Origin of the sequence: Oceanobacter sp. 5_MG-2023, assembly GCF_030548165.1 — a bacterium.
Classification (GTDB): Bacteria; Pseudomonadota; Gammaproteobacteria; order Pseudomonadales; family Oceanobacteraceae; genus Oceanobacter.
Genome location: NZ_JAUORS010000037.1, coordinates 1 through 12,100, shown reverse-complemented (window position 1 = coordinate 12,100; position 12,100 = coordinate 1). Strand labels below are relative to the sequence as shown.

At 53.8% G+C, this 12,100-nt stretch carries 10 protein-coding genes; 9 read left to right on the top strand and 1 reads right to left on the bottom strand.

All coding sequences use genetic code 11. The annotated features are described in order from the left end of the window. The first annotated feature begins 163 nt into the window (after positions 1–163). Positions 164–892, top strand: a complete 729-nt coding sequence (locus Q4551_RS15750; protein WP_303434850.1) for an SDR family oxidoreductase — start codon at positions 164–166, stop codon at positions 890–892. Here Q4551_RS15750 and folK read toward each other — a convergent pair. Continuing rightward, a complete protein-coding gene (gene folK / locus Q4551_RS15745; protein ID WP_303434849.1) occupies positions 871–1,296 on the bottom strand; it encodes a 2-amino-4-hydroxy-6-hydroxymethyldihydropteridine diphosphokinase in 426 nt (141 codons plus the stop codon). The genes Q4551_RS15750 and folK overlap by 22 nt on opposite strands. A 188-nt stretch (positions 1,297–1,484) precedes the next feature. On the opposite strand from folK, the gene Q4551_RS15740 reads away from it, so the two are divergent. The 8 genes from Q4551_RS15740 to Q4551_RS15705 all read left to right on the top strand — a co-directional run bounded on the left by Q4551_RS15740 (position 1,485) and on the right by Q4551_RS15705 (position 12,041). Beyond that, positions 1,485–2,333 (top strand): DNA ligase, encoded by an 849-nt coding sequence (locus tag Q4551_RS15740; RefSeq protein WP_303434848.1) that lies wholly within the window; start codon positions 1,485–1,487, stop codon positions 2,331–2,333. A gap of 56 nt (positions 2,334–2,389) precedes the next feature. Next, on the top strand, positions 2,390–4,147 hold the full coding sequence (gene recJ, locus Q4551_RS15735) for a single-stranded-DNA-specific exonuclease RecJ (protein ID WP_303434846.1): 1,758 nt from the start codon (positions 2,390–2,392) through the stop codon (positions 4,145–4,147). Positions 4,148–4,201: 54 nt separating this feature from the next. Then, positions 4,202–4,720 (top strand): DUF4124 domain-containing protein, encoded by a 519-nt coding sequence (locus Q4551_RS15730; RefSeq protein WP_303434844.1) that lies wholly within the window; start codon positions 4,202–4,204, stop codon positions 4,718–4,720. 270 nt (positions 4,721–4,990) lie between these two features. Next, positions 4,991–6,130, top strand: coding sequence for an efflux RND transporter periplasmic adaptor subunit (locus Q4551_RS15725; RefSeq protein WP_303434843.1), 1,140 nt, complete (start codon positions 4,991–4,993; stop codon positions 6,128–6,130). A gap of 13 nt (positions 6,131–6,143) precedes the next feature. After that, positions 6,144–9,254 carry an efflux RND transporter permease subunit gene (locus tag Q4551_RS15720; protein ID WP_303434841.1) on the top strand — a complete coding sequence of 1,037 codons (3,111 nt, stop codon included), beginning with the start codon at positions 6,144–6,146 and terminating at the stop codon, positions 9,252–9,254. Between the two features lie 179 nt (positions 9,255–9,433). Beyond that, the gene (locus tag Q4551_RS15715) at positions 9,434–9,940 is read left to right on the top strand and encodes a TIGR03546 family protein (RefSeq protein WP_303434839.1); all 507 of its coding nucleotides are present in this window, start codon (positions 9,434–9,436) and stop codon (positions 9,938–9,940) included. A 5-nt stretch (positions 9,941–9,945) separates the two neighbouring features. Then, a complete protein-coding gene (locus tag Q4551_RS15710) occupies positions 9,946–11,772 on the top strand; it encodes a TIGR03545 family protein (protein ID WP_303434838.1) in 1,827 nt (608 codons plus the stop codon). An 11-nt stretch (positions 11,773–11,783) separates the two neighbouring features. Then, positions 11,784–12,041 (top strand): hypothetical protein, encoded by a 258-nt coding sequence (locus tag Q4551_RS15705; RefSeq protein WP_303434837.1) that lies wholly within the window; start codon positions 11,784–11,786, stop codon positions 12,039–12,041. Positions 12,042–12,100 lie beyond the last annotated feature (59 nt).

Below are 12,100 nucleotides of genomic sequence, written 5' to 3'. Positions count from 1 at the left end.
GAGTAGGTCATCGTCAAGCTCTTAAACGAAATACCCCGTCCTGTTATGCAGGGCGGGGTTTTTTTATGCCTGTGAGATACCGACGGTTGGGCACGAACGGGCAGCACGTTGTATTTGATAGCAACCTCGCTAAGCTGATGCCAGTGTCTAATGGGGGAATATTATGTCGAAACGAATGCTGATTACCGGGGCGGGACGGCGATTGGGTAAAACGCTGGCGCTGCATTTTTTACAGCAGGGCTGGCAAGTCGTTGCCCACTACAATACCGTCAGCGAGTTGCCAGAGCATAGCGGGTTGTCACTGTTACAAGCCAATCTGGCCAATACCTCAGAGACACTGGCTATGTGTCAGCAGTTACAACAGCAGCCACCATTTGATGCGGTGATTCATAATGCCTCCTGTTTTGTGCCGGATGCTGCGAGTGGTATTTCTCTGGCTGAGCAGGCGGCGCATCTGACAGACCATTTGAATGTCCATGTGATGGCTCCTGCCTTGATTACCCAGGCTCTGGAGCAGCGCTGGAATACCGGGGCGGCTATGGTGGTGCTGGCTGATATTTATGCCGATATTCCGAACCAGCGTTTCAGTGCTTATTGTGCCAGTAAAGCCGGGTTACAAAACTGGGCGCTTAGTATGGCGCAGCGACTGGCGGGACAGGTGCGGGTCAATGTCATTCAGCCGGGGCCGATCCGTTTTTTGCCTGATCACGATGCCGCATATCGTCAGCGGGTATTATCCCAATCCTTGATCCCCCATGAGCTGGGTTACGGGGCTATCGCCAAGGCGTGTGATTATTTACTGGATAATGAGGCGGTGACCGGCTCGGTGATGCGGGTTGATGGCGGTCGTTTTGTGGCCAATCGGTACGATCAGACTTTCACCAACGATTGAGACGGGTTATCTGCGGATAATAATGGTTGCCAGGTTTTTTGTACCAGTCGGTAATAACTGTCATCCAATGCTTGGCTGAGGCACTGAGGGGCGGCATCAGCTTCGGCCAGAATGTCCAGGTCGATGGTGCGATCCTTGAGTTTACGAGCTGGTGACTTGGCTTCTCGGCCTAACGTACGTTCGATATTCAGCAGAATGTCTTTGACCTGAATGGCAGTCAGGCTGGTGCGGATAACCGCCAGCTGGTTTTTGAACGTGTAGTGGAAAGTATCGCCAACGGGTGCGGTTTCCAGCGCTGGAGAGGTGGCCAGTAGTTCAAAGTGCTGGCTCAGCGCCTGACGTGCCAGTGGCAGATGTGTGTCCGGATCCAGGTTGCTACCCAGTCCGAGCAGATAAAACGCCATAAAAACTCCCGCCAATAAAAAGTTGGATAAGAATGGAAAACCTCTGCCGTTGCTGTCAAGTCATTCCGCGGACAATCATGTGTATAAAAAGTGACCTTGTTGGAATAATTGCTACTGTTCATCCTGATCGAGCTGAGGCTAAATAATAGCCTGCTGGAGAGGAGACGGAATACCTCAAGGAGGCTGATATGGATATGATCTGGCTGGTTGGATTGATTCTGGCGCTTGTTCTGAGTGCCTTCCCGTTAAAGGCATTTGGTGATCGCGCTCCCCCTTTGATGTTGGCCAAAACCTGGCAAGAGACACTCAGCCCGGCGGCGTATCTGGTCAGTGAAAAACTCGATGGCGTACGCGCTTACTGGGATGGTGAGCAGTTGCTCAGTCGCAGCGGCCTGATGATCCATGCTCCAGACTGGTTCCTGAGTGAATTACCATCACAGCCTCTGGATGGTGAATTGTGGGCGGGTCGGGGGGCGTTTGAACAGGTCAGTCAACTGGTACGATCTACCCGTGATCAGGGAGATGCCTGGCGAGCGATGCGTTTTATGGCGCTGGATTTACCCGCCAGTCCAGCCACGTTTGAAGAGCGCTATCGTCTGTTGCAGGCGCTGGTTGCCAGGCAGCAATCGCCTTATCTGGAAACGGTTGTGCAAGAGACGGTGAACGACCGGGCCGCATTGCAGGCCAGGCTCAAACAGGTGGTAGCGGCGGGTGGTGAAGGCTTGATGCTGAAACGCCGCCAGTCGCTTTATCAGGCGCACCGTAGCGATGATTTGCTCAAGTACAAACTCTGGCAGGATGCCGAAGGCCGGGTGGTGGGGTATGTCCCTGGTAACGGTAAATATCAGGGAATGACCGGTGCCCTGCGAGTGGTAATTGATGACGGCCGGGAAATTCGCCTGGGCTCTGGTCTGACCGATGCGTTACGTCAAAATCCCCCGGCGGTTGGCACATGGGTCACTTATGCTTTTAGTGGCTATACCGTCCATGGTTTGCCGAGATTCGCCCGTTTTGTCCGAGTCCGGCAAAAAGAGTAGGTCGAGTAATGGTCGTGCTAAACTCATGGCTTTGCGCAAAGCACAGTGAGCAACCGATGGTTCACATAGTACAACGGCAGTTGCCCGCCTCATGGCAATTCGAATCCGCAGAGCAGATTCCACCAGTGTTGCAGCGTGTATACGCAGCTCGTGGTGTTACTACTGCTGAGCAAACACAGTTGTCGTTGCAGCAATTATTGCCTTATCACTCGATGAAAGGTATCGCGGCAGCGGTGGACTTGCTGCTGCCGGTGATCCAGCAACAGCGGCGCTTGCTGATTGTGGGTGACTTTGATGTTGATGGCGCCACCAGTACGGCGCTGGCGATCCGGGCTTTGCGGATGATGGGTGCCAGCTGTATTGATTATCTGGTGCCTAATCGTTTCGATTTTGGTTATGGCCTGACCCCCGAGTTGGTAGAAGTGGCGGTGTCTCGGCGGCCTGACTTGATTATGACGGTTGATAACGGCATTGCGGCGATGGCGGGCGTCAGGGCGGCAACGCAATACGGTATTCCAGTACTGGTGACCGATCACCACTTGCCCGCTGACCAACTGCCGAATGCCGCCGCGATTGTGAATCCGAACCAGCCGGGCTGTGACTTTCCCAGCAAGGCGGCCTGTGGTTGTACCGTGGTTTTTTATCTGATGCTGGCACTCAAGGCCCGCTTGATCGAGAATGGCTATTTTGCTTCAAAAGCCATGGAGCCGCCAAACCTGGTACAGCTGATTGACCTGGTGGCACTGGCGACAGTGGCCGATGTAGTGCCACTGGATCTTAATAACCGGATTCTGGTGGAGCAGGGGTTGCGGCGTATTCGTGCCGGCCGCACCATCGCCGGGATTTCAGCCCTGCTACAGGTCGCGGGTAAAAATCGGGCGCGGGTGGTGTCGGCGGATTTTGGCTTTGCTGTTGGGCCACGGTTGAATGCTGCCGGCAGGTTGGATGATATGGCATTGGGCATTGAATGCCTGCTGTGTGATGAACCGTCATTGGCGTTACAGATGGCCGCGCAGCTGGATGAACTGAATCGCGACCGGCGTCAGATAGAGGCGGCGATGACTGCCGATGCTGAACGTTTTCTGGCAGCACTGGATATGAAACCAGTCGGTAGCGCCCGGCCCGGACATGGCCAGACCTTGCCTGCCGGGGTGTGTTTGTTTCATCGTGACTGGCATCAGGGCGTGATCGGCATTCTGGCTTCTCGGGTCAAGGAAAAAATCCATCGTCCCGTGATTGCGTTTGCTCTGGCGGATACCGGGGAGCTAAAAGGATCAGCCCGTTCGATCGCCGGGCTGCATATGCGTGATGCGCTGGATTTGTTACACAAGCGTCATCCTCACCTGATGACCAAGTTTGGAGGACACGCGATGGCGGCGGGTTTGACCGTGGTCGCGGGTGGTTTTGACGCCTTTGTTCAGGCATTTGCAGAGATATGCCAGCAGTTGTTAAGTGCCGATGACTTGGCAGAGCGCACCGATGTGGATGGTCAGCTGCAACCTTCCGAGTTGACACTGACTCTGGCGGAACAGCTGCGCTGGGCTGGCCCTTGGGGGCAAGGCTTTCCTGCACCGGTTTTTACTGGTGTTTTTCATTTGCAGCAACAGCGTCTGGTGGGGGAAAAGCATTTGAAGATGCTGGTACAGCCAGAAGCCAGCGATGTACTGTTGGATGCCATTTGTTTTAATGTCGACCCCAAGCAATGGCCGTCTCCGGTTGATCGGGTCGAGCTGGTTTATCAGCTGGATGTTAATGAATTTCGTGGTCGGCAAAGTGTACAGTTGTTGGTAAGTCATATATCCACAGCGTGCTGAGCCGGGGTTATAAACAAGGAAGTATCACTGCCAGGAATGGCAAGGAGGGCCAGGATGGCTCCAGTGAACGAGCACATATCCTCTGAAAACAAATGCCTGGCGACGTGTGCGGCCAGCAAGGACAGCAATCAGAAAACCTGTTATCACGCATTGTTGGGGCTGATGTTGCTGCTGATTCTGACTTGGGGTGGTAATGTCGAGGCGGAGATTTATCAGTGGCGCGATGATAACGGGCGTGTGCATTTTTCCGATGCGCTGCCGGTCGATGATGCGGTGGAGGCCAATACCGTTGAACTGCAGCCAATATCGGAATATACCAGTCCGCCAGCGCACAGGCAGGGCTGGTCACCTTCTTCTTATGCGTCTGACAGCGGTGCTGTGTCCAAAACCGCACGGGCAAGCAGTGTGGCCGCAGAGCAGAAAAGCCGGGAGTTGCAGCAACAGCGTTGTGCCAAATACCGCGATTTATACCGCAAGGCCAGTAAAACCCTGAGCGATAATATTGATGATGCGCTCAAAAAGCGTGACAAGAAAAACAACTATCGTAACAAGATCAAGGAATACTGCGGCTAGGCTGATTGCCATGGGCGTTGTCTCCTGTGGTGTTTGTAAAAAAGCAGGGGCTGTCAGAGTAATCACAACTAAGAATAACTATTGCTCTCATGCCAACAATTCATTCCGTCTGCTGCCCTAGTCATTTCACCGGGACTACACCACAATGCCGCAATTCGGAACACATAGCCGTGCTGGCTCGTGTCGGGAAGGTAATCTGGCAGGTTGAAGAACCAGGCAGATTCGTAACCGCCGCAGATAGCATCGTTTCAGTTGATATAAGAGGACAGTATGGGAAGACATCAGGCAGGTTCGGGTTACCTCAAACTCCCACTTTTGGCCGCATTGGTTTTAACCCTCAGTGCCTGTCAGGAAGAGCAGCAGGCATCTGCGGCGGCACCACAAATGCCACCTACTGGCGTGGATGTTGTGCAATTGGCACCACAATCCTTTGAATTGACCGATACCTTGGCTGGGCGTGTTACGGCCTATCGGGTGGCTGAGATCCGCCCGCAGGTCAGCGGTATTATTCTCAAACGCTTTTTTAATGAAGGTGCCACGGTCAAGGCAGGTGACAAGCTCTACCAGATTGACCCTACACTTTACGAAGCTGAACTGGCCAGTGCCCGAGCACAGCTGGCAGTAGCAGAAGCCAATGCCTACAGTGCGCGACTAAAAGCAGAACGTTACAAGGAGTTGTCTCGTACATCTGCCATCAGTCGTCAGGATGTGGATGATTCCGAAGCGCTTTGGAAACAGTCTGAAGCACAAATCAAACTGGCGGAAGCCGCTGTTCGCAGTGCCGAAATCAATTTGGGCTACACCAAGATCACTGCACCGATTTCCGGTGTGATTTCACGTTCAAGCATTACCGAAGGAGCATTGGTTTCTGATGCTCAAGACAGTGCTTTGACCGTGATTCGCCAGATTTCACCGATTTATGTGGATGTGCAGAGTCCGGCGACCAAAGTGATGGGTATCAAGTCGGCTGATGTTTCACAGGACGTATCCTTGTCGTTGCAAGATGGGACGACGTTTGCCGAGACCGGCAAGATCCAGTTTACCGATGTCGGCGTGGATCAGGGAACCGGTACAGTGAATATCCGGACCCTGTTCGAGAATACCGACGGGTTGTTATTACCGGGTATGTTTGTGCGTGCCAATATCGCCTATGACCAGGTTGAGAATGCTCTTCTGGTGCCACAGCAAGCGGTATCCCGCAACCCCGACAGCACCACAACCGTTATGGTGGTGGGTGCCGATAATGTGGTTCAGCCACGAGCGGTTGTCGTGACCCGTGCAGTGGGGGATCAGTGGCTGATTCAGTCCGGCTTGCAGGCCGATGAGCAAGTCGTGGTCGCAGGGCTTCAGAAGATCAAAGCAGGTGCAACCGTTGCTCCTAATCTCATTAATGCCCCGGCAGAGCAGTAAGGAGTAGCGGATTATGGCCCAATTTTTTATCGACAGGCCTATTTTTGCCTGGGTAGTTGCCATCATGATTATGGTGGCGGGCGGCCTGGCCGTTATGAACCTGCCGATTCAGCAATATCCGACCATCGCGCCACCGGCAGTCAGCATTGAGGCAACCTATCCAGGTGCTTCCGCGCAGACGCTGGAAGACAGTGTGACCCAGGTAATTGAGCAGAATATGACTGGTCTGGATGGCTTGCTGTATATGTCATCCAACAGCAGCAGTTCTGGTCGGGCGACCATTACACTGACCTTTGCCGCAGGTATGGACCCGGATATTGCCCAGGTTCAGGTGCAGAACAAATTGTCACAGGCCGAGCCTTTGTTGCCAGAAGAAGTGCAGCGTCAAGGTGTGGCCGTGAGCAAGGGACGCACCGGCTTCCTGATGGTGGTTGGCCTGGTCTCTGGTGATGGCAGCATGAGCCGGAACGATCTGGCTGACTACGGTATCGCACAGTTGAAAGATCCGCTGTCCCGGGTTCAGGGTGTGGGTAGCATCACGGTTTTTGGTGCCCAGTATTCCATGCGGATCTGGTTGCAGCCGGAAAAACTCACCGCTTATGGTCTGACGCCATTGGAAGTGCGTCAGGCTGTATCCGAACAGAACAGCCAGTTTCCCGCGGGTGAACTGGGTGGCTTGCCGGCGATTGAGAACCAGCAGATGAATGCTTCCATCATTGCCCAGACGCGCATGGAAAGCGTGGAAGAGTTTGAAAACATTCTGATCAAGGTGAATCGGGACGGTTCTCAGGTGCGGGTCAAAGACGTTGCCAGAGTGGAACTGGGGGCCGAAAGCTATGCGGTCGACAGTCGTTATAATGGCAAACCGGCCACCGGCCTGGGGATTCAGTTGGCCAGTGGTGCCAATGCACTGGATACGGCAGCGGCTGTACGTGAGCGTTTGGCAGAGCTGCAGCCGTTTTTCCCACCGGGGCTGGAAATTGTTTATCCCTTCGATACCACACCGTTCGTAAAAATATCCATTGAAGAAGTGGTACATACCCTGATAGAAGCCGTGGTACTGGTATTCCTGGTGATGTTCCTGTTCCTGGGTAAATTCCGGGCCACTCTGATTCCGACCATTGCGGTACCTGTGGTGATGCTGGGAACCTTTGGCATCATGGCGCTGGCTGGCTACAGCATTAACACACTCACCATGTTTGGTCTGGTGCTGGCCATTGGCTTGTTGGTGGATGACGCCATTGTGGTGGTGGAAAATGTTGAGCGGGTGATGGAAGAAGAAGGCTTGTCTCCCAAAGAAGCCACCAAACGCTCGATGCGCCAGATTACCAACGCTCTGATCGGTATTGCTCTGGTGTTGTCGGCGGTCTTTGTACCCATGGCCTTTATGTCCGGTTCAACCGGGGCTATTTATCGCCAGTTCTCGTTAACCATTGTTTCGGCGATGGGACTGTCGGTACTGGTGGCGTTGTCCCTGACTCCGGCATTGTGTTCGACCATGCTGCGTCCACACAAGGAAGGGCATGGCCAATCAGGCTTCTTTGGCTTGTTCAATCGCTTGTTCGGCAAGGCGACCGATAAATACGAAGGCGGTGTCTCGCGTACCTTGAGAGCACCGATTCGTATGGTGCTGATTTATGGCTGTTTGCTGGTTGTTATGGCCGTGGTCTATGTGCGTTTGCCTGTGTCATTCTTGCCCGATGAAGATCAGGGTGTCCTGCTGAACCTGGTGATGTTGCCAGCCGGTGCGACCATGGAACGTAACCACGAAGTCATGGACAAGCTCAACGAGCACTATATGAACGAACCGGCGGTAGATTCTGTTTTTACCGTCTCCGGCTTCAGCTTTACCGGTCGTGGCCAGAACCAGGGTCTGGCGTTTGTCAAACTGAAACCATGGGGAGAGCGGCTGTCGCCTGATCAATCGGTTGGTGCTGTGATTGGCCGGGCATGGGGGGCATTAAGTCAGGTAAAAGACGCGATTATTTATCCTCTGAATCTGCCGCCTATTATTGCACTGGGTACCGCAACCGGCTTTAACGCGATGTTGCAAGACCGGGCCAATATTGGTCATGACAAACTGGTACAGGCTCGCAACATGCTGCTGGGAATGGCCGCACAGGACCCTCGTCTGGTGCGGGTACGCCCGAATGGCATGGAAGATGTGCCTGTTTTCCACGTCGACATTGATTATGAAAAAGTCAAAACCCTGGGGCTCAGTGTCAGTGATGTAAACAGCACGCTCAGTACGGCCTGGGGTTCGGCTTACATCAATGATTTCATGGACCGTGGCCGGGTGAAAAAGGTCTACATCCAGGCGGATGCTCCAGCCCGAATGCTGCCGGAAGATATTGGCAAGTGGTACGTCCGTAATAACACTGGTGAAATGGTACCCTTCAGTTCCTTTGCCACGTCCTACTGGGGCTACAACTCGCCACGACTGGAACGTTACAACGGTGTTCCTGCGGTTAATATTCAAGGGGAGGCTGCACCGGGTATGAGTACCGGGGATGCAATGGTAGCGATCGAGGAGATTGTGGCCAAATTACCACCTGGTGTTGGTATTGAATGGACGGGGATGTCGTATCAAGAGCGGATGGCTGGTTCCCAGGCGCCGATGCTCTATGCGCTGTCGCTGTTGGTTGTCTTCTTGTGTCTGGCAGCATTGTACGAAAGCTGGACGGTGCCGTTTGCGGTTATCCTGATTGTTCCATTAGGGATTCTGGGTGCCTTGCTGGCGACGTACGGCCGAGACTTGGCCAACGACGTGTATTTCCAGGTGGGCCTGTTAACAACCATTGGTTTGTCAGCCAAGAATGCCATCCTGATTGTAGAGTTTGCCAAAGCACTGCATGAAGAAGGCAAACCTCTGGTTGCGGCGGCAACGGAAGCGGCACGCTTGCGTTTACGGCCAATCATCATGACCTCCATGGCCTTTATTCTGGGGGTGTTACCTCTGGCACTCAGTACCGGAGCGGGCGCAGCGAGCCGTCAGGCAATCGGTACCGGCGTGATTGGTGGCATGCTCAGTGCGACCTTCCTGGCTATTTTCTTTGTACCGCTGTTTTATGTGCTGGTGATGAAGATGGCGCAATGGATGGGTGGTAACAAGAAAACGACTTGATTCTTGGGTCTGAAACATCGTCGGTGAATGACAAGTGCAGCTGCTTGTCACTCCCGTATGATTTGCCTGATTAACAGGCATCTGGAGCCGGGCGGTGGATTTATCCTCCGCCCGGTTTTATATTGGCGCAACACTACGCGCTTCTTCTTTTTCTCTGCACCCGCCGCAAGGAACTGCTTATGTTGAGTATGTTGGCCAACCTGCTGAAAGCTCTGAACTCTGAAACCTCGCCCTGGCAAATCTCCCTGGCCGTCTGCTTGTCGCTGGTGGTGGCACTGACGCCATTCTGGGGACTACACAACTTGCTGGTCTTGCTGTTGGTCTTGCTGATCCGTACCAATATTGCAGGTTTCCTGTTTGGTCTGGCGTTGTTTTCACTTGCGGCCATGCTGGTTGATCCGTTATCCGTGCGTCTGGGTGAAAGCCTGTTGGCGAATCCGGCGCTGATCGACTTTTGGACTGCGCTGTATCAGAGTGATTTCTGGCGGCTGATGGGCTTTAACCACACCTTGACGCTGGGTGGTTTTGTTATTGCGGTGGTCAGTATGGCTCCGTTGTTTGTGGTGATGCAGGTATTGATCAAGCAATACCGTAGCCGGGTGATGACCTGGGTGAGCAAGCTCAAAATCGTACAGGCGCTGAAAGCGTCGAAGTTTTATTCCATCTACCAGGCAGTGGCGGAGTAACCGATATGTTGAAATGGATTCGCTGGTCTGGCTTGCTGGGTTTCGCTGCCGTTGTTGCGCTATTGGCAGCGTTCTTTTTATTAGCGGCTGGGCCATTGGTCAAAATGGCCATCGAAGGAGTCGGCAGCAGTGCCGCCGGAGCCAAGGTAAACGTCGATGATGTGTCACTGAGCCTGTCGCCGCTTGGTTTCGAATTACGTCATCTAACGGTCGCCAATGCCGACAAGCCGATGGAAAACCTGCTGGAATTCGAGTCAGCCGTGGCTACCGTAGACCTTGGCCCCTTATTGATGGGAAAAGGCATTATTGATGAACTGAGCGTTAACACACTGCGTTTTAATACCGCCCGGACTACCTCCGGCGCACTGGAGAAATCCGCTTCGTCTGCCAGTGGTGGCGACGGTGCGAAGCAAGAACCCGGTATGGCAGAAGAGCTGATCAGTCAGTTGCCATCGGCAGAAGAAATTCTGGCCCGGGAGTCCTTGCAGACAGAAGCCGCAGGCAAGGCGTTTACCGAAACCTTTGACCGTCGCCAGCAGCAGCTGGACAGCGCGTTGAATAATGTGCCGGACGAAGCTGCACTGAAACAATATCAGGCAGAAATAACCGCCCTGACAACAGAAAAGATCACCTCGCTGGAGGATTTCAACCAACGCAAGCAACGGCTTGAGGTTTTGCGGGAGCAGTTCAAGGCTGATAAAAAAGCCCTGAATACGGCCAAGGACCTGATTGGTGAAACACGAGTCGAAGTCACCCAGCGTTTGCAGGATCTGAAAGCGGCACCCGGTGAAGACCTCGCCAGTATTCGCGACAAATACCAGCTCAATGCCCAGGGGGCAGCCAATCTCAGTGGTTTGTTATTTGGCAGCCAAACGGGGGAATGGGCAACCCAGGCACTGTATTGGTATGAAAAAATCAAACCCTACCTGGCATCTGATAACTCGGATGAAGAGCCGGAGTATCAGCGTCCTGACGGTCGTTATATCCATTTCCCGACCAGTAACCCCTGGCCTGAATTCCTGATTCGCCATACTGCGATCAGTGCTGAAACCGATGCCGGTGATCTGGCTATCAGTGGTACCGACCTGACGCATCAGCAAGCGGTACTGGGTCGTCCTGCTCGTATCGATATCGATGGTGCTGGCCTTGACAAGGTTGAGGCGCTGCAACTGAATATTGTGATTGATCACCGCCAGGATGTCGGGCGCGACACCCTGACATTGGCCGTTACCGACTGGCAGCTGGACAGCGTTAATCTTGGGCTGGGTGATGCGCAACTGGAATCCGCCATGGGACAGTTGCAAGGTATGGCGCAGATCACCAGTGGTGAAGGACGGGATCAGTTGTCTTCCCGTCTGGAAGGACAATTCGGACAGGCGACGTTCAACAGCAGTGGCCAAACCCTGTTTGCCAAAGAACTGGCCCTGGCACTGGCCAGTGTTGAGCAATTCACCATCGACGCCCGTGCCAATGGTGATCTGATCAGTCCATCGCTGGAATTTGGCTCGGATATCGATCAACAGCTGAGTGCCGCCTTTAACCAGCGTTTGCGCGAGCAACAAGACAAGCTGGAAGCCACGCTGCAAAGCAAACTGGACGACAAGATCAGTGAATACGCCGGTCCTTATGCTGATGACTTGCAGGCGCTGAATAATGCCGATGGCAAGGTAACGGACAAGCTGGCGCAACTGGAAGATATGGCCCGTGCCGAACTGGATGACTATGTCGCCCAGCAAAAGCAGGAAGCCAAAGACGAGGCCAGTGCCAAGGCCGATGAAGAAGCCTCCAAGCTGAAAGAGCAAGCCAAAGACAAACTGAAGAGTTTGTTTTAGGGAGAATGGCGGTGCCTGCTGCCATTCCGGGGTCATTATCTGCGGTGGCCGTCAGCCAGTCTGTGGACTGGCTTGATGCTGCGGCTATCCACTCTCATGATTGGGTGGATCTGTTGGTCTTGCCATCGCTCAGCTTGCTGGTAGTGGATCACCGTGGCTCTCTGGCGCAGTTGCCGGACACGATTCAGCAACTGATTGGTTTGCGTCAGGCGTTGCGGCTGCACCCCGATATCAGCCGCACATTTAACCTGTTGGGGACATCCATTTAATCCTGCACGGCTCTGCGCGAGTGTTGCCGTTGTTCAGGGCAAGGCGACGAATGCAGCGA